Origin of the sequence: Sphingomonas sp. IC-56, assembly GCF_021043375.1 — a bacterium.
Taxonomy (GTDB): Bacteria; Pseudomonadota; Alphaproteobacteria; order Sphingomonadales; family Sphingomonadaceae; genus Sphingomonas.
In genome coordinates, this window is the sequence record NZ_JAJNDV010000002.1 from 268,358 (window position 1) to 286,110 (window position 17,753).

The following is a 17,753-nucleotide window of genomic DNA, read 5'->3' on the forward strand; positions in this document are numbered from 1 at the left end:
GGGGCTAGGGTTCCCCCATGGGGCCGTCAGGCGTTGCGGAACGCGCAATCGTGCGGCGAATCCGGGAGCGGTTTCCGCGTGCGGCTTCTTTGGCTAAGATGTTGGGCATGCACACCATTGATGTCCTGATGACCGCGCCGTTGCTGCCCATCGTCGTGGAGCAGCTGGAATCCGCCTTCACGCTGCACCGGCTGTGGGAGCAGCCCGACCCGCAAGCCTTTATCGCGGAAGTGGGGCCGCGCATCCGCGGGGTCGCCACCAGCACTTATCACGGGCGGATCGACGATGCGTTCCTGGCGCACTTTCCCGCGCTGGAGATCGTCGCGAGTTTCGGCGTGGGCTATGACAATGTCGATGTGGCCGCGGCGGCGGCACGTGGAGTGATGGTGACCAACACGCCGGGCGTGCTGGACGCGGAAGTGGCCGACTTCACGGTGGGGCTGCTGCTGGCGACGCTGCGGCAATTGCCCCAGGCGGAACGATTCCTGCGCGACGGACAGTGGCTGAAGGGCGCCTTCCCCTTGTCGCCGACGCTGCGCGGGCGGCGGATCGGCATTGTCGGGCTGGGCAATATCGGCAAGGCAGTGGCGCGGCGGCTGCAAGGGTTCGACGTGCCCATCGCCTATCATGGACGGCACCGGCAGGACGTGCCGTTCGACTATTATCCGACGCTGATCGGACTGGCCGAGGCGTCAGACATATTGGTGGTGATCGTGCCGGGCGGCGCGGGAACGCGGCACCTGATCGACCACGAAGTGCTGGCGGCGCTGGGAGCGGACGGCGTGCTGATCAACGTGGCGCGCGGCAGCGTGGTGGACGAGGCGGCGCTGATCGAGTCATTGCAGGCGGGCACGATCCTGAGTGCCGGGCTGGACGTGTATGCCGACGAGCCGCGGGTGCCGCAGGCGTTGCTGGACCTGCCGCACGTGGTGCTGTTGCCGCATGTCGGGTCGGGATCGGTGCGGACGCGGGATGCCATGGGGCAGCTGCTGGTGGATAACGTGGTGCAGTGGTTTCGGGACGGGACGCCGGTGACGGGCGTGCCGGAGACTGCGGGGTTGGTTGGACGTTCCGTCTGAATATCCGGCCTTGTCCTCTTCACTCGTCACCCCGGCCTTGAGCCGGGGTCCCGCTTCTTTGGCGGGCGAAGAAGAAGAAGAAGCGGGATCCCGGCTCAAGGCCGGGATGACGAAGGGAGAGGAAGGCCGTGGCTGCCACCTCCCCATTGGTACCTCCCCCGCTCTTGAGCGAGGGAGGTACCAATGGGGTCAGGCGGGGACTTTGCCGGTGGCCTTGGCCAGGGCCTCGGCGATGGCCGTGCCGTCATAGGGCTTTTGGAGCAGCACCGCGGCGGCGCCCTCCTCCAGACCGGCGACATGATCATTGCCGGTGGCGAACACCACGCCGACCTGGGGGCGGAGTTCGCGGGCGCGGGCGGCCAGGCTGGGTCCCGAGGCGCCGGGCAGCTCCACATCGGTGAACAGGACGTCGATCGGCACCGTCTGGAGCGCGGTGGTGGCGTCTTCGGCGCTGACGGCCTCGACCACCGTGTGGCCCAGATGCTGGAGCAGTTCGGCGGTGTTGGCGCGGATCAGCGCGTCGTCTTCGACCAGCAGGATACTTAGCCGCGCGGAGGGCGCGGGCGCCGGCATGGCGGCGAGCGCCTGCTTCTGTTCGGGCAGGCTGGCGGTGCGCTGACGCTGGTTGGCGAGCACATAGCGCACCTTCCGCGCCAGCATCTCGCGCGTATAGGGCTTGGACAGCAGGTCGACGCCTTCGTCCAGGCGGCCGCCATGGACGATCGCGTTCTCGGTATAGCCCGAGGTGAACAGCACGGCGATGTCGGGGTGGCGTTCGCGCGTGATGCGGGCGAGCTCGGGGCTCTTGAGCGTGCCGGGCATCACCACGTCGGTGAACAGCAGGTCGATCGGCACGCCGCTTTCGACGATGGCGAGCGCGGAGGCGGCGTCGCGCGCTTTGAGCACGCGGTAGCCGAGTTCGGTGAGCAACTCGACCGCGGTGGCGCGGACCTCGTCGTCATCTTCGGCGATCAGCACGGTTTCGCTGCCGCCGAGCACCGGGCCGGTGTCGATGGGCTCGCCGGCCTCTTCGGCCTGCAGCGCGCGGGGGAGGTAGAGCTTGACGGTGGTGCCCTGACCGGGCTCCGAATAGATCTTTACATGGCCGCCCGACTGCTTGACGAAGCCATAGACCATCGAGAGGCCGAGGCCGGTGCCCTTGCCCTCCGGCTTGGTCGAGAAGAAGGGCTCGAACACCTGCTCGAGAATGTCGGTGGTCATGCCGGCGCCGGTGTCGGTGACCGCTAGCATGATGTACTGGCCCGGCGTCACCTCGGCATGGGAGCGGGCGTAATTGTCGTCGAGATGGGCGTTGCCGAGCTCAATCGTCAGCTTGCCATGGCCGTCCATCGCATCGCGTGCGTTGATCGCGAGGTTGAGCAGCGCGTTCTCGACCTGGCCGGGATCGACAAAGGTGTTCCACAGGCCGCCCGAGACGACCGTCTCGATCTCCACCGCGTCGCCGATCGCGCGGCGGAGCATGTCCTCCATGCCATAGACGAAGCGGCCGATGTTGACGACCTTGGGCTCCAGCGGCTGGCGGCGGCCAAAGGCGAGGAGCTGGGCTGCGAGCTTGGCGCCGCGGCTGACGCCGGCAAGCGCGTTGTTGACGCGGCGCTCGGCACGCTCGTTGCCGGCCACATCCTTGGCGAGCAGCTGGAGGTTGCCCGAGACGACCTGGAGCAGGTTGTTGAAATCATGCGCGACGCCGCCGGTGAGCTTGCCGATCGCGTCCATCTTCTGCGCCTGTTGCAGCGCGACTTCAGCCTGGCGGCGTTCCTCGATCGCAGTGACGATGCGGGCCTCAAGCGTTTCGTTGAGGCGGCGCAGCTGTTCGCTCGCGTGGTGCTGTTCGGTGACGTCGCTGCCCTGAACGAAGATGCCGGTGGTGGCGCCGGTAGCGTCGAGGATGGGCTGGTAGATGAAGTCGATGAAGCGCTCGCCCGCGTCGGCGGTCAGCAGCCGGACGCCGCGGCCGACAAAGGGCGCTCCGGTGGCGTAGACACGGTCGAGGAGCTCGATAAAGCCCTGCTCCACCACTTCGGGCAGCGCTTCACGCACGCTCTGGCCGACGACATTCTCACGGCCCACGACGCGGTGATAGGCGTCGTTAGCGAGGGTAAAGACGTGGCCGGGGCCGCTCAGCACCGCGATGAAGCCCGGGGTCTGGACGAACAGGCTGCGCAGGAAGCTGCGCTCTTGTTCGAGCTGGAGATTGTCCTGCTGCACCGCCTCCGCGCGCTGGAGCACGCCGGCTTCGACCAGGTTGGCGCTGCCGGCGTCGCGGGCGAGCGCGCGCAGGCGCTGCAACTCGGTCACGTCCACCGTGTGCTGGAGGACAAAGGCAGTGTCGCCGGCGCGGTTGGGAATCGGAGTGTGCGTGGCGCTCCAATAGCGCTCCTCGAAGCCCAGACCGTCGCCAAGCGGGATGTCGTATCGGATCAGCGGCAGGTGATCGGGCGCGCCGGTCTGTGCCACGCGCGTAAGCGAGCCGAAGAGCGAACGGTAGCTGTCCGAATTCGGGTCCGCCGGGAACGCGTCGAACATGTTGCGGCCGAGCAGTTCCTCGCGGGTCCGGCCCGTAGCGACGCAATAGGCATCGTTCATCGCCACCAGAGTCAGCTGGCGGTTCATCAGCACGTAAGGGTTGGCCGAACGGGCGAAAATGGCTTCGAAATCAGCGGATTGCGGCATCGAGCGAACGAACTTCCAATTGCGGCACCCAGCACATGGCCGAGGCACGGATGCTTTGAGGATGGCTAACGCCGAAAAGTCTTGCACTTCAAGAAGATTGTGGCGGCGCCACCGGGGTGAAGCCCGTCAGAGATCGGGCAGCGTCTGGTCAGCCTCCCCCCAGCCGGTGAGTGCGCGGGAGGCAGCGCGTTCCAACAGTTCGGCGGCGTCCCGGATGGTGTATCGCTTGGGGGTGTCGAGGCCGCGCAACTCGGTCCAGGTGACCGGCGCGGCGACCGGCGCGTTCTCGCGCGCACGGGCGACGTAGGGGAGGACTGCGGTCGCACCACGCTGGTTGCGCAGATAGTCGATGAAGATCTTGCCCTTGCGCGTGACCTTTTTGAGATTGGCGGTGTAGCGGTCGGGCTCGGCTTGGGCGAGCGCGCGGGCGAAGCGTTCGGCAAAGGAGCGCACCGCCGGCCAGTCGGCCTGAGGTACCAGCGGCACGACGACATGGACGCCCTTGCCGCCCGAGAGCAGCGGCCAGCTGGTGAGGCCGATATCGGCGAGATGGCCCTTCAGCTCTTCGGCGGCTTTCTTGACCATTTCGAAGTCGAGCCCCTCGTCGGGATCGAGATCGAAAACGAGGCGGTCGGGCTTTTCGATATCGGCGACCGGGCCCCCCCAGCCATGGAATTCGATGGTGCCCATCTGGACGCAGGCCATGATGCCGTCGACATTGTCGACATACAGATAGGGCTGAGTCGAGCCGTCCTTTTCGCGCACATCGACATGGTGGACGTCGTCACCAAAGCTGCCGGCGTCGTGCTTCTGGAAGAAGCATTGCTTGGCGCGGCCCTGCGGACAGCGGACCAGGCTGATCGGGCGGTTGGCCAGCCAGCGCAGCGCGACGGGGGCGATCGCCTGGTAATAGTCGGCGAGCTGGCCCTTGGTGAGGCCGGATTCGGGGTAGATCACCCGGTCGCGGCTGCTGATCTTGATATGAGTTTCGGGCAGCGCCGGCACATCGGGCAGCGGGGCGGGCTGCTCGGGAACAACGTCCTTCGCCTGCTTGTCCTCGCGCAGGCCGAGAAAGCTGCCGTGGCGCACGACGTTCTCGGCCGTGAATTCGGCAAAGGCGATCTCGGCGACCAGCTTGGGCTTGAGCCAATGCGCGCCGCGGGCTTCAGCCTTGGGAACCGCGGCCGCGGGCTTGTCGGCTTCGATCTTGTCGAAGCGCTCGCGCAGGTCGTGGAGCGTCTGCGTACTGAAGCCGGTGCCGACCTTCCCGGCGTAGCGCAGCCCGTCGGGTGTGTTGAGGCCGAGCAGCAGCGAACGGAAGCCGCGGCCCTTTGCAGCGGAGGGCGTCCAGCCGATGATGACAAATTCCTGGCGGTGGATGCACTTCACCTTGAGCCAGGACTTGGTGCGAGTGCCGCGATAGGGCGCGTCGGCGCGCTTGGAGACGATGCCCTCATAGCCCTGCGCGCACATCGTCTCGAACAGCTTTTCGCCATTGCCGACGATATGTTCGGAGAACTGGATGCGCGGGTCGGCCCCCTCGACCACGGTACGCAGACGCTCCTTGCGCTCGAGCTGGGGAAGCTTGGTAACGTCCTCGCCAGCGGCGGCGAGCAGGTCGAAGGCAAACAGGGTCAGGTCGTTGCCGCCGGCCGAGATCGCCTCCTGGAGTGTCGAGAAATCGGGCTTGCCGTTCTTGAACGCCACGATTTCGCCGTCGAGCAGCGTGCCGGGCGGGAGCGTGGCGGCGGCCTGGGCGATGCCGGGGAACTTGTCGGTCCAGTCGAGCCCTGAGCGGGTGTAGATCTTGGCGGCGTTGGTGCCGATGGCGATCAGGGCGCGGTAGCCGTCATATTTTACTTCGTGGAGCCAGGCGGTGCCGGTGGGGACGGTGTCGACCAGGGTGGCGAGTTGGGGGGCGGTGAATTCGGGGAGCTTTGCGTGCTTAGAACCTCCCCGGGACGCGGAGGGGGACCGCCGCGCAGCGGTGGTGGAGGGGTGAGTGCCGCGCGCTTTATCGCTTGTGGAAACTACCCCTCCACCAGCTTCGCTGGTCCCCCTCCCCCTCCGGGGAAGGATCTTCTTTCCCTTCTTCCCCTCGGCGATTTCCTGCATGGTGCGGCCGGTGTGGACGCTCGTCAGCCCCGTTTCGACCAGATAGTCGGTGGCGCCGGCATATTCATCGTTGATCTTTCGCAGGAGCCAGTTCTCGTTCTTTTCCTTGGCGCGGGGCTTGAGGCGGATGAGCAGCCATTCGCCCTTCATCCGCTCGCCATCGAGGCGGAAGTGGAGATGGCCTTTCTCAAGATCCTTGGCGGACTTGCCTTCGATCGGCTCCCAGAAGCCGTCGTCCCACAGCATCACCGTGCCGCCGCCATATTGACCCTTGGGGATCGTCCCCTCGAAATCGGCATAGGAGAGCGGATGGTCCTCAGTGCGGACGGCGAGGCGCTTTTCGTCGGGATCGAGGCTGGGGCCGCGGGTGACCGCCCAGCTTTTGAGCACGCCATCGACCTCCAGGCGGAAGTCCCAGTGGAGGCGCGTGGCGTCGTGCTTCTGGACGATGAAGCGGTTGCCGCCGGTGGGCGCGACGGTGCCGGACGGCTCCGCGGTCTGCGTGAAGTCGCGCTTGGCGTTGTATTTGGCGAGGGGGTCGAGCGTGGCCATCAGGCGCGCTTGCGTGCCGGCGCCTTCTTGGCGGCGCTGCTGCGGCTGCCGGCGCGCGGCGCGGCGGGCTTATCGCTGGCTGCCTTAGGCGCGCTCTTCCTGGCCGGAGTCTTCTTGACTTCGGGATCCTTGGCGGCGCCGGGCTTCTCCAGCGACTTCTTGAGCGCGGCCATCAGGTCGACGACGTTGGAGCCGCGGCTGGGCGCCTCACCTTCCTCCTCGATGATCTTCTTGCCCTTGGCCTTTTTCTTGCGCTCGATCAGATCGCGCAGCGCGTCGACATAGCGGTCGTGGAATTCCTGGGGATCGAATTTCGAGGCTTTCTTGTCGATCAGCGTGGTCGCGAGATCGAGCAACTCGGCATCGGGTTCGGCATCGGGAATGTCGCGGAAATAGCCCTGCGCCTTGTTGACCTCATCGGCGTAGCGCAGCGTTTCCAGCACCATGCCGCGCCCGCACGGTTTTAAGCTGACGACATATTCGCGGCCGCGCATGGCGAGCTGGCCCAGCCCCACCTTCTTCGAGCGGCGCAGCGCCTCGCGAAGGACGATGAACGCTTCCTCGGCGAGGTCGTCCGCGGGCACGACGAAATAGGGCTTCTCGTAATAGAGCACGTCGATCTCGTGCGCGTCGACGAACTGGGTGAGCTCGAGCGTCTTCTTGGATTCGAGCTTCACCGCGTCGATCTCGTCCTGTTCGAGCAGGACATATTCGCCCTTCTCGACCTCGAAACCCTTCACGATCTCGTCCACGTCGACGGGGCCGACGCCGGGGGCGACCTTTTCATATTTGATCCGCTTGCCGGTGGGTTCGTGGATCTGGTGGAAGCTGATCTGCGCGCCGGATTTGGTGGCGGAATAGATTTCCACCGGAATGGAGACGAGCGCCAACCGGATCTGTCCCTGCCAATAGGCGCGCGCGGCCATGATCGCTCTCCCGTCGTTGCGAAACCGATTCAATCCGCGAGGGAGGGAGTCGTTCCCAAGGTGAGATCCCCCCCCGGCGGAGGATCTTAGGGTGCCCCCCTCCCCGTTCGCCGGAGGATTGTGTATGGGCTCCCGCATGACCGATCCCTTTGCCCTGTTCGACGCGTGGTTTGCCGAGGCGCAGGCGAGCGAGCCCAACGATCCCAACGCCATGGCGCTGGCGACGGTGGACGGGCGCGGGCAGCCTTCGGTGCGGATGGTGCTGTTGAAGGGGCATGGACCCGAGGGCTTCGTGTTCTACACCAATGGCGAGAGTCGCAAGGCGGCGGACCTGGCGGCGAGCCCGCGCGCGGCGTTGCTGTTCCATTGGAAGTCGCTGCGGCGGCAGGTGCGGATCGAAGGACCTGTGGCGCCGGTGAGCGACGCAGAATCCGACGCTTATTTTGCCAGCCGCGGGCGCGACTCGCAGCTGGGCGCCTGGGCCTCGGACCAGTCCCGGCCGCTGGACGCGCGCGAGACGTTCGAGGCGCGCTTTGCGCAGGTGCAGGCGCGATTCGAGGCCGGCGACGTGCCGCGGCCACCGCATTGGGGCGGCTGGCGGGTGACCCCGGAGCAGATCGAGTTCTGGCAGGATCGCGCGCACCGGCTGCATGAGCGGCGGCTGTTCGTGCCTGCCGATGGGGGCTGGCGCGAGGGGCTGTTGTTCCCATGAACGCTCCGGTTCAGATCGACGCACCGAAGTCGAAGCGGCGGCTGCTGAGCGAAACGACCGCGCGCGCCGCGATGGCGAGCGCGACGACGGCCATCCTGTTGCTGGCGCTCAAAGCGATCGCGGCGTGGCAGACCAATTCGGTCGCGCTGCTGGGCAGCCTGGCGGATTCGAGCCTGGACGTATTGGCGTCGCTGGTGACGTTGTATGGCGTGCGGCTGGCGGCGACGCCGGCGGACCATGACCATCGCTTCGGGCACGGCAAGGCCGAGGCTTTGGCCGCGCTGTTCCAGGTGGCGTTGATCACGGCCTCGGCGCTGGCGATCGGCTGGCGTGCGGTGCATTCGCTCCAGCGCGACACGCCGGTGTCCGAGCCGGGGCTGGGCATCGCCGTGTCGGGCGTGGCGATCCTGGCGACCTTTGCGCTGGTGTCGTACCAGAAGCGGATCATCGCCGAGACCGGATCGGTCGCGATCCAGGCGGACAGCCTGCATTATCAGGGCGACATCCTGCTGAACCTGTCGGTGATCCTTGCCCTGGTGCTGGAGCGCTATCTGACGATGGTGGGCGCGGACGCGGTGTTCGGCATCGCCATCGCGCTGTGGCTCGGCTGGGGCGCGTTCAAGGCATCGGCCGAGGCGATCGACCAGCTGATGGACAAGGAATGGCCCGAGGATGAGCGGTCGCGCTTCATCGAAGTGGCGATCGGCAACCCGGAGGTGCGCGGCATCCATGACTTCCGCACGCGGCGATCGGGCGGCCATGCCTTTGCCCAGTTCCACATGGTGGTGGCGCGCGACATGAGCGTGGCCGAGGCGCATGACGTGGTCGAGGAAGTGGAGGACGCGCTGCACGCCGCCTTCCCACGCACCGAAGTGCTGATCCACCTCGACCCCGAAGGGCACGTCGATACCGACAACCCGCTGGTCGAAGAGGACGTGACTCCCCACTGGTTCCGGAAACGCTGATGCCTGCCCTGCCCTTCGCCCAGATCGATGCCTTTGCCGACCGGCCGTTCGCCGGGAACCCTGCGGCGGTGGTGCCGCTGGAGCGCTGGCTGGATGACGCGGTGCTGCAGGCGATCGCGGCGGAGAACAACCTGTCGGAGACGGCGTTCTTCGTGGCAGATGCCAGTGGCGAGGCGGATTTCGAGCTGCGCTGGTTCACGCCGGCGGTGGAAGTGGCGCTGTGCGGGCATGCGACACTGGCGAGCGGGCATTATCTTCTGGCCGATGGCGCGCGGGAGCGGGTGACGTTCCGGACCCGGCAGTCCGGGGTGCTGGAAGTGGCGCGCGATGGCGACGGCTATGCCATGGCGCTGCCGGCTTATGCGCCCGAGCCCGCCGAGGTTCCGGGGCTGCTGGCGGCGCTGAGGGTGCAGGGCGAGACGTTCCATCATCCTCGCGGATATGACCTGACGGTGGTGGAGAGCGCTGACATTGTCCGCGGGCTGACGCCGGACTTTGCTGCGCTGGCTGCGTTGGGGAACACGCTCAACATCGTGACCGCACCGGGCGATGGCGGGGTGGATGTCGTGAGTCGGGTGTTCGCGCCGGCGGTCGGGCTGGACGAAGATCCGGTGACCGGATCGGCGCATGCGGTGCTGGCGCCCTACTGGGCGAAGCGGTTGGGCCGTGATCGGTTCTCGGCGTTCCAGGCGAGTGCCCGTGGGGGGCATCTGGAGTGTGCCGTAGAGGGTGCGCGCGTTGTTTTGAAGGGGCGCTGCGTGACCGTTATCGAGGGCAAGTTCCTGCTGTAATCGACAGCTTATCCCGTATCAGGCAGGCTCCAGCTCGGCGCGTTCTGTTTCCTGAATCCAGCCGCCGCCGAGCACTCGGTCTCCGGCGTAGAGAACCGCGGCCTGACCCGGGGCTACGCCATATTCGGGTGCTTCGAACAGCACGCGGTCGCCGTCCAGGCGGGCGGGGACCGGCTTGGCGAGGCTGCGGACCTTCACCGTCATGTCGCCCCCATAGTCGCCGCCGAGCCAATTTATGTTGTCGATGCGCGCGGCGCGGACTGCGAGGGCGCGCTTGGGGCCGACGATCACTTGGCGTGACGCCGCGTCGAGGCGCAGGACGTAATAGGGTTCGGCCGCGCCGCCGATCTCCAGCCCGCGGCGCTGGCCGACGGTGAAGTGGATCAGCCCCTTGTGCTGGCCGAGCACCCTGCCCGCTTCATCGACGATGTCGCCGCTGGTCTCGGCTTCCGGGCGGAGCTTCTTGACGAGGCTGGCATAGTCGCGGTCGGGGACGAAGCAGATGTCCTGGCTGTCGGGCTTGGCCGCGACGCCGAGGCCGAGCTCTGCCGCGAGTTCGCGCACCTGCGCCTTGGGCATGCCGCCCAAGGGAAAGCGCAGGAAATCGAGCTGCGCGGCGGTGGTAGCGAACAGGAAGTAGCTCTGGTCGCGTGCGGGATCGATCGCGCGGTGCAGTTCGGGGCCGTGCGCACCCTCGACCCGGCGGACATAATGGCCGGTGGCGAGGCAGTCGGCGCCGAGATCGCGAGCGAGCGCGAACAAATCGGTGAATTTGGGCCCCATGTTGCACTTCACGCACGGGATCGGCGTGCGGCCGGCGAGATATTCGTCGGCAAAGTCGTCGATCACCGTCTCCTTGAAGCTGGAGGCGTGGTCGAAGACGTAATGCGCGATGCCGAGTTTGTCGCACACCGCGCGCGCGTCGCGGATGTCGCGCCCGGCACAGCACGAGCCGGCGCGGCCCACCGCCTCACCATGATCGTAGAGCTGGAGCGTCACGCCGATGGTCTCGGCTCCGCTTGCCGCGGCGAGCGCCGCCACGACCGAGGAATCGACGCCGCCCGACATGGCGACGACGATACGCCGCCCTGCAAGCGGCTGGGAAAGCTGGAAATCGGCGGGGATCATCGGGTGCGCACATAGGCTTTTGTGCCGGAATGATCCAGCCGCGCGCATCCTAAAGAGATTGGAAACCTGGGTTAAGCGCTGGTGTGCAGGCCCTTTACGGCCCCTTCATGCCCTTTCGCTAGAGCCGGTCGTCCAACGAAGTCGCACCGGAAACCATCCCCTTGGACCTTAGCTTTGCCAGACTGGATCGAGACGTGGCGGTCACAGCCATGCCGACTGAACTGGCCGTGCTGCTGGTGGGGGTGGCGGCGCGTCAGGCGGCGAGCCCCACGGCACGGGTACAGGCACGGATCGGCATGGCAGCGCCTGCCGACACGGCAATGGCGCCGGGACATGGGTGCTTTCACCAGGCGGCTGCGTGGACCCTAGCGGATGGCAAGCGAGATGAAGACGGCGTTAACCTAGGCGTTTTAGCCGATGTTCAAGCACCGCAGGATAACAAGGGATCGCGAGTTGCGTAGCTGGGGCAGAAGCCCCGAAGAGGCATAGAAATGATTGAGAACCAGAAGATCCGTCCAGCAAAGGTCATCGGGCCGCTCGGCGAGCCGCTGACCATCGATACGCTGCCGCCGCCCTCCACAACCCGCTGGGTCGTGCGGCGCAAGGCCGAAGTCGTCGCCGCCGTGAATGGCGGTCTGCTTAGCGTGGACGAAGTCTGCGAGCGCTATAGCCTGACCGTCGAGGAATTCGCAGGGTGGCAGCGCGCGATCGATCGTTCGGGTATGCCAGGTCTTCGGGTGACTCGCATCCAGCATTATCGCTCGCTTTACGAGCGCCAGCAGAAGTTTTGAGGGCCGCGCGCGCGGCATCCTCCTACGCCTAGCCCCCTCCCATCGGGCTTAAGCGGCTCGCCTCGTCTCCGGGGCGGGCCGCTTTTTCTTTGGACACGGCTTGACAAGAGGAAGGTTCCGCGCCCTCGACGAAATATCGTGACGGAACCAACATAAGTTCTGTGGCTTTTTCCCTACGTCTGCCCGGCCCGCCGGGCGTGTTAAAAGGAGGGACTAGTCATGAATCTCATTATTTGGCTCGTCATCGGCGGTGTTGTCGGATGGCTCGCAAGCATCGTGATGCGCACGGACGCTTCGCAGGGCATTTTCCTCAACGTGATCGTCGGCATCGTTGGCGCGTTCATTGCCAGCCTGCTGTTCGGCACCGGCATCAATGACGGCATCACCATTACGAGCTTCCTGACCTCGCTGGTGGGTGCGATCATCCTGCTTGCGATCGTCAACTTGGTTCGTCGCGGCGCCGTCCGCTAAGCACCAGCTTACTGACAAAAAAGGGGCTGCCCGGTCGGGCGGCCCCTTTTTCGTGTGCGCGCGGCCCGCGCCTTATTTCAGCAGGAAGCGAACCGAAACCATAACCCGAAGCTTCTGCTCACCCGGCACCACCTGGGTATCAGCCTCGGCAGAGGCCATGCGCACCATTTGCGGCTCCATCAGCACCGGCATGTAATCGGCATTGGCTTCGACGATCGACACGATCCGATCCACCTTCAGGCCAGCGGCGCGGGCATAAAGCTCGGCACGGGCGCGCGCCTTGCGCACCGCCTCGGCACGCGCCTCGTCCAGCGCGGGTTCGGGCTGCTCGACCGTCAGGTTGGGACCCGAAATGTTGTTCGCGCCCTGACGCACCAGCGTGTCCAGAATGGCGCCGCTCTTTGCCACGTCGCGAAAGCGCACGGTGAGTTGATTCGAGGCCTGGTAGCCGGTGATCACGGGCGGCTTGTTGTCTTCGTTGCGATAGACCGGGCTTAGCGACACGACCGCGGTCTGCAGATCGCGCTCTGCGATGCCCGACTGGCGCACCGCCGCGATCACGCTGGCCATGCGGGCGCTGTTGGCCTGCATCGCCTGCACCGCGGTCGCGGCCTGCGTGACCACGCCCGCCTGGATCACCGCGAGATCGGGTACACGCGTCGTGCTGCCTTCGGCCGAGATGTCGAGCAGCGTGCCCTCGGCCAGGATCATGGGCCGCGTCTCCTGCGCAAAGGCCGGCACTGTGGCTGCCGCGGCAAGCGCGGTTGCGAGCATCATGTGGCGAATCATTCCTGTAGTCTCCCTGTTCGGAACCGGTCTTCCCATTCGTGCCGCACGCGAACCGAATGAAGGATGAACGGCGCCCGATCGAGTATTTGCACCGCGATCCGAGCACATAGCGCGCAACAGCAACTTTGTCGGAGGGACCGCAGCGATGCGTTTATTGCACGAAACCACGCAGGCACTTGCGGAAAACCTAGGGGAAGGGCAAGCCACAGCCGGGGCGCGACAGGCACTTGTAGGCAGTGCCTTATTCAGATAATACAGTTCTGCATAAGGCGGGGGACGGCCGTGGCCGTGTGGATGCGCATATGAACTATGAGGGTAGGATGTTCGGACGGCAGCAGGATCAGCTGGAGTATATCGGCGAGGAAACACCGCGGCGTAGCCGCCGGTGGGTCTGGATCCTGGGCATCGCGATCCTGGTGATTGGCGTGATCGCCGCCTTTGCCTTGGGCAAGGGTGGCGACGCCACCAAGAAGGGGGATCCCAAGGCAGCTGCCGCACCCAAAGGCGGATCGCAGAACCCGACCGTCACCGTGGCCGTACCCGGCAAGACCACGCTGGAAACGGTGGTGACCGGCACCGGCAGCCTGGCCGCACGCCGCGAAATGCCAGTGGGCGTCGCAGGCGAAGGCGGGCTGGTCACGCGCGTGCTGGTGGAACCGGGCAGCTGGGTCGGCGCGGGCCAGGTGCTCGCGACCGTCGACCGCTCGGTCCAGACGCAGACCGCCGATTCGCTGGCCGCCTCGATCCGAGTGGCGCAGGCGGACCTGCGGCTTGCCCAGGCCGAGCTTACCCGTGCCCAGCAGCTGGTGGCAAACGGCTTCATCTCGCGCGCGGACATCGACCGCCGCACCGCCGCGCGCGACCAGGCCCAGGCACGGCTGCGCGTGGCGCAGGCACAGCTTTCCGAAACCCAGGCGCGCAACCGCCGGCTCGACATCCGCGCGCCGGCCGCCGGTCTGGTGCTGACGCGCCAGGTGGAGCCGGGCCAGATCGTCAGCTCGGGTTCGGGCACGCTGTTCCGCATGGCGCAGGGCGGGCAGATGGAGCTGCGCACGCAGCTGGCCGAGACCGATCTTCAGAAGCTGCGCCCGGGCGTGCGCGCCCAGGTGACGCCGACCGGCACCACCAAGACCTTCAACGGCGAAGTGTGGCAGGTTTCCCCGGTGATCGACCCGCAGACCCGCCAAGGTATTGCGCGCATCGCGCTGAAATATGATCCGGCGCTGCGCCCGGGCGGCTTTGCCAGCGCGCGCATCGTCGCGGGTGGCGTGACCGCGGTCGTGCTGCCGCAATCGGCGGTGCAGAGCGATGGCCAAGGCAATTACGTCTATACGCTGAACACCGACAACGTAGCGGTGCGCGTGCCGGTGACCACCGGCGACGTGTCCGAGCAGGGCGTGGCGATCACCGGCGGCCTTTCGGGCAATGAACGCGTGGTGCTGACCGCTGGCGCCTTCCTCAACCCCGGCCAGAAGGTTATCCCGAACCTTCAGAAGCTGAAATAAGGGCGACGCTGCCATGAGCTTCCGGAACATCTCGGCCTGGGCGATCCGCAACCCGGTGCCGCCCATTGTGCTGTTCATCGCCCTGACCATCGCGGGGCTGGTCAGCTTCATGCGCATGGACGTGAACAACGATCCCGACATCGACTTCCCGATCGTGTGGATTTCGATCGGCCAGCCCGGCGCTGCGCCGAGCGAGCTGGAGAACCAGATCACGCAAAAGGTCGAGTCGGCGGTTCGCAGCCTTCAGGGCATCGACGAGATCAATTCCACCGTGCAGGAAGGCAGCACCCAGACGGTGGTGCAGCTGGCGATCGGTACGCCGATCGACCGCGCGGTGGAGGATGTCCGCTCCGCCATCCAGCAGATCCGCGGCGACTTGCCCGACGGCATCCTGGAGCCCCAGGTCGGCCGCGTCGACACGGCAAGCGACAACGACATCGCGAGCTTCACCGCGCTTGCCACCGATATGACGGTGGAAGAGCTGAGCTGGTACATCGACAACCAGGTGGCGAAGGAACTGCTGTCGGTCACCGGGCTGAGCTCGGTGGATCGCAATGGCGGCGTCAACCGCGAGATCCGCGTGATCCTGGACCCGGCCAAGCTGCAGGGCGTCGGGCTGACCGCGAGCCAGGTCAACCAGCAGCTGCGCCAGGTGAATTTGAACGCGGCGGGTGGACGGGCTGAGATTTCGGGCTTCGAGCAATCGGTGCGCGTGGTCGGCAACGCCACCAGCGCCTATGCGCTCAGCCAGACGCAGATCTCGACGGGCGCGGGGCGTACCGTGCGGCTGGCCGACATCGCCACGGTGAAGGACGCCTTTGCCGAGCAGCGCAGCGCGGCCGAATATAACAGCCAGCCGGTGATCTCGTTCGACATCAAGCGCGCCAAGGGTGCCTCTGACGTCGAGGTCTTCCATGCGGCCGAGAAGAAGCTTGAGGAGCTCCAGAAGCGCAATCCCAAGGTGAAGTTCGAGCTGCTCAACAACAACTCGAAATATGCCGAGGAGCAGTTCAACACCGCGATGAAGGCGATGGTGGAAGGCGCCGTGCTGGCGGTGATCGTGGTGTTCCTGTTCCTGCGCGACTGGCGGGCGACGGTGATCTCCGCGCTGGCGATCCCGCTGTCGGCGATCCCCAGCTTCTGGTTCATGGACATGCTGGGCTTCACGCTGAACCAGATGACGCTGCTGGCATTGAGCCTGGTGGCGGGCGTGCTGGTGGACGATGCGATCGTGGAGATCGAGAACATCGTGCGCCACATGCGCATGGGCAAATCGGCGTATCAGGCATCGATCGACGCCGCCGACGAGATCGGGGTGGCGGTGCTCGCCACCACCATGTCGATTGTCGCGGTGTTCCTGCCGGTTGGGCTGATGCCGGGCATTTCGGGCCAGTTCTTCAAGAATTTCGGCCTGACCGTGGTCGCGTCGGTGCTGATGAGTTTGGCGGTCGCGCGATTGCTGACACCGATGATCGCGGCCTATTTCCTCAAGGCGCATGGCCAGGCGACCCACGGCGAAGGCATGCTGATGAACGGGTACATCAAGCTGCTGCGCTGGACGCTGCTGCACCGCTGGTCGGTGGTGGTGGCGTTCATCGTGGCGTTTGGCGCGACCATCGCCTGCTTCGCGATGCTGCCGATGACGTTCCAGCCCGCGCAGGACCAGGAAAGCGTGACCGCGACCATCGAGATGGTGCCGGGCACGCCGCTGGCCGACACGCACCGGGTGGTGACGCAGGTCGCCGACCTGCTCAAGGCCGAGCCGGGCGTCACCAATGTCTATGCCCGCAGCTTTGTGGGCAATGGCCGGGTGACCGCGAACCTGAAGGAAGACCGCACCGAAACCTCCACCGAGTTCGAGAAGCGGCTGGCGCCTAAGCTGGTCGCCATTCCCGACGCGCGGGTGAACTTCCGCTCGCAGTTCGGCTGGGGATCCTCGGGCCGCGACCTGACCGTGACGTTGGGCGGCGAGGACCCGGTCCTGCTCAACGAAACCGCCAACAAGCTGGTCAAGGAAATGGGCGGCATGAAGGAAGTGGTGGCGCCACGCGTCGCCGGCGACCTTCAGCGCCCGGAGATCGTGATCAAGCCGCGGCTCGACCTGGCGGCGAACCTGGGCGTGACGACGGCGGCGCTGTCGAGCGCGATCCGCATCGCCACACTAGGTGACATCGACCAGAACAGCGCGAAATTCTCGCTGTCCGACCGTCAGATCCCGATCCGGGTGGCGCTCAATCAGGATGCGCGCGCAAAGCTGTCGACCATCCAGAACATGCCGGTGCAGACCCAGACCGGCGGATCGGTGCCGCTGTCGGTGGTTGCCGATATCGGCTTTGGCGCGGGTCCGACCAAGGTGGAGCGCCTGAACCTTCAGCGCCGGCTGGTGGTGGGCGCCGACCTGGCCATGAACCCGGCCACGGGCAAGCCGTACGTCAACAACGAGGTGATGCAGAAGATCAACCAGCTGCCGACCATGAAGAACCTGCCGGTCGGCGTCGGCCAAATGACGGTGGGCCAGGCCAAGTGGCAGGCGGAGATGCTCAACAACTTCTTCGTCGCGCTGGGTTCGGGCATCTTCCTGGTCTTCGCGGTGCTGGTGCTGCTGTATCGCCGCTTCATGTCGCCGCTGGTGAACATGGGGTCGCTGCTGCTGGCGCCGCTGGGCGGGCTCATTGCGCTCATGATGACCGGCAACCCGCTGTCGCTGCCGGTGTTCATCGGCATCCTGATGCTGTTCGGGATCGTGGCCAAGAACTCGATCCTGCTCATCGACTTCGCGCTGGAGGAGATGGAAAAGGGCGTGCGCAAGTTCGACGCGATCCTGGATGCCGGTCACAAGCGGGCCCAGCCGATCGTGATGACGACGGTCGCAATGGTCGCGGGCATGGTGCCGACCGCGTTGTCGCTGGATGGCGACAATAGCTGGCGCGCGCCGATGGGCATCGTGGTGATCGGCGGTCTGATCGTGTCGACGCTGCTGACGCTGGTGATCGTGCCCGGCATCTTCAGCCTGGCGGTCGGGCTGGAGCAGTGGCTGGGGCCGCGGCTCGGCAAGCGGCTGCTGACCTATCGCCCCGGCGACGATGGCAAGCTGATCGGCACGCATGGCGGGCTGATCGACCACAAGCCGGGAGACGCGCCGCAACCCGCCGAATGAACTTGCCGGCGATTCGAGTATTGGGGAGCGGGTGAGAGTATCGCCCGCTCCCCTTTCCGTTGATGCCGTGCCGCCTGC

At 66.1% G+C, this 17,753-nt stretch carries 14 protein-coding genes; 9 read left to right on the forward strand and 5 right to left on the reverse strand.

The features are described from left to right. The first annotated feature begins 107 nt into the window (after positions 1-107). Positions 108-1,079: a 2-hydroxyacid dehydrogenase gene (locus LQ953_RS04400; protein ID WP_231029456.1), complete on the forward strand. Its 972-nt coding sequence runs from the start codon at positions 108-110 to the stop codon at positions 1,077-1,079. A gap of 189 nt (positions 1,080-1,268) precedes the next feature. Here the strand turns inward: LQ953_RS04400 and LQ953_RS04405 are convergent, their stop codons facing one another. The 3 genes from LQ953_RS04405 to ku all read right to left on the reverse strand — a co-directional run bounded on the left by LQ953_RS04405 (position 1,269) and on the right by ku (position 7,366). After that, entirely contained in the window at positions 1,269-3,773 is a 2,505-nt protein-coding gene (locus tag LQ953_RS04405) for a response regulator (protein WP_231029457.1), read from the reverse strand. A gap of 126 nt (positions 3,774-3,899) precedes the next feature. Further along, positions 3,900-6,440, reverse strand: coding sequence for a DNA ligase D (gene ligD / locus LQ953_RS04410; RefSeq protein ID WP_231029458.1), 2,541 nt, complete (start codon positions 6,438-6,440; stop codon positions 3,900-3,902). Next, the gene (gene ku / locus LQ953_RS04415; protein WP_231029459.1) at positions 6,440-7,366 is read right to left on the reverse strand and encodes a non-homologous end joining protein Ku; all 927 of its coding nucleotides are present in this window, start codon (positions 7,364-7,366) and stop codon (positions 6,440-6,442) included. Before ku ends, ligD begins: the two co-directional genes overlap by 1 nt. Positions 7,367-7,502: 136 nt before the next feature. Between ku and pdxH the strand changes: the two genes are divergently transcribed. Genes pdxH through LQ953_RS04430 form a run of 3 tightly spaced genes read left to right on the forward strand, consistent with a single transcriptional unit; the run spans position 7,503 to position 9,834 of the window. Next, a complete protein-coding gene (pdxH, locus tag LQ953_RS04420; RefSeq protein WP_231029460.1) occupies positions 7,503-8,078 on the forward strand; it encodes a pyridoxamine 5'-phosphate oxidase in 576 nt (191 codons plus the stop codon). Then, positions 8,075-9,043 carry a cation diffusion facilitator family transporter gene (locus tag LQ953_RS04425; RefSeq protein ID WP_443026541.1) on the forward strand — a complete coding sequence of 323 codons (969 nt, stop codon included), beginning with the start codon at positions 8,075-8,077 and terminating at the stop codon, positions 9,041-9,043. The genes pdxH and LQ953_RS04425 overlap by 4 nt, the downstream gene beginning before the upstream one ends. Continuing rightward, complete coding sequence (locus tag LQ953_RS04430; protein ID WP_231029461.1) at positions 9,043-9,834, forward strand: PhzF family phenazine biosynthesis protein; 792 nt, start codon at positions 9,043-9,045, stop codon at positions 9,832-9,834. The genes LQ953_RS04425 and LQ953_RS04430 overlap by 1 nt, the downstream gene beginning before the upstream one ends. 18 nt (positions 9,835-9,852) lie before the next feature. Here the strand turns inward: LQ953_RS04430 and mnmA are convergent, their stop codons facing one another. Continuing rightward, on the reverse strand, positions 9,853-10,962 hold the full coding sequence (mnmA, locus tag LQ953_RS04435; protein ID WP_231029462.1) for a tRNA 2-thiouridine(34) synthase MnmA: 1,110 nt from the start codon (positions 10,960-10,962) through the stop codon (positions 9,853-9,855). Positions 10,963-11,156: 194 nt separating this feature from the next. Between mnmA and LQ953_RS04440 the strand changes: the two genes are divergently transcribed. From LQ953_RS04440 to LQ953_RS04450, 3 genes are all read left to right on the forward strand, one after another. Further along, positions 11,157-11,423: a hypothetical protein gene (locus tag LQ953_RS04440; protein ID WP_231029463.1), complete on the forward strand. Its 267-nt coding sequence runs from the start codon at positions 11,157-11,159 to the stop codon at positions 11,421-11,423. A gap of 30 nt (positions 11,424-11,453) precedes the next feature. Further along, complete coding sequence (gene sciP, locus LQ953_RS04445) at positions 11,454-11,753, forward strand: CtrA inhibitor SciP (RefSeq protein ID WP_231029464.1); 300 nt, start codon at positions 11,454-11,456, stop codon at positions 11,751-11,753. Between the two features lie 219 nt (positions 11,754-11,972). After that, positions 11,973-12,224, forward strand: coding sequence for a GlsB/YeaQ/YmgE family stress response membrane protein (locus LQ953_RS04450; protein ID WP_231029465.1), 252 nt, complete (start codon positions 11,973-11,975; stop codon positions 12,222-12,224). Positions 12,225-12,296: 72 nt separating this feature from the next. Here the strand turns inward: LQ953_RS04450 and LQ953_RS04455 are convergent, their stop codons facing one another. After that, the gene (locus tag LQ953_RS04455; RefSeq protein WP_231029466.1) at positions 12,297-13,001 is read right to left on the reverse strand and encodes an SIMPL domain-containing protein; all 705 of its coding nucleotides are present in this window, start codon (positions 12,999-13,001) and stop codon (positions 12,297-12,299) included. A gap of 314 nt (positions 13,002-13,315) precedes the next feature. Between LQ953_RS04455 and LQ953_RS04460 the strand changes: the two genes are divergently transcribed. Then, positions 13,316-14,518 carry an efflux RND transporter periplasmic adaptor subunit gene (locus tag LQ953_RS04460; protein ID WP_231029467.1) on the forward strand — a complete coding sequence of 401 codons (1,203 nt, stop codon included), beginning with the start codon at positions 13,316-13,318 and terminating at the stop codon, positions 14,516-14,518. 13 nt (positions 14,519-14,531) lie between these two features. Further along, positions 14,532-17,675, forward strand: coding sequence for an efflux RND transporter permease subunit (locus tag LQ953_RS04465; RefSeq protein ID WP_231029468.1), 3,144 nt, complete (start codon positions 14,532-14,534; stop codon positions 17,673-17,675). Positions 17,676-17,753: the final 78 nt, after the last annotated feature.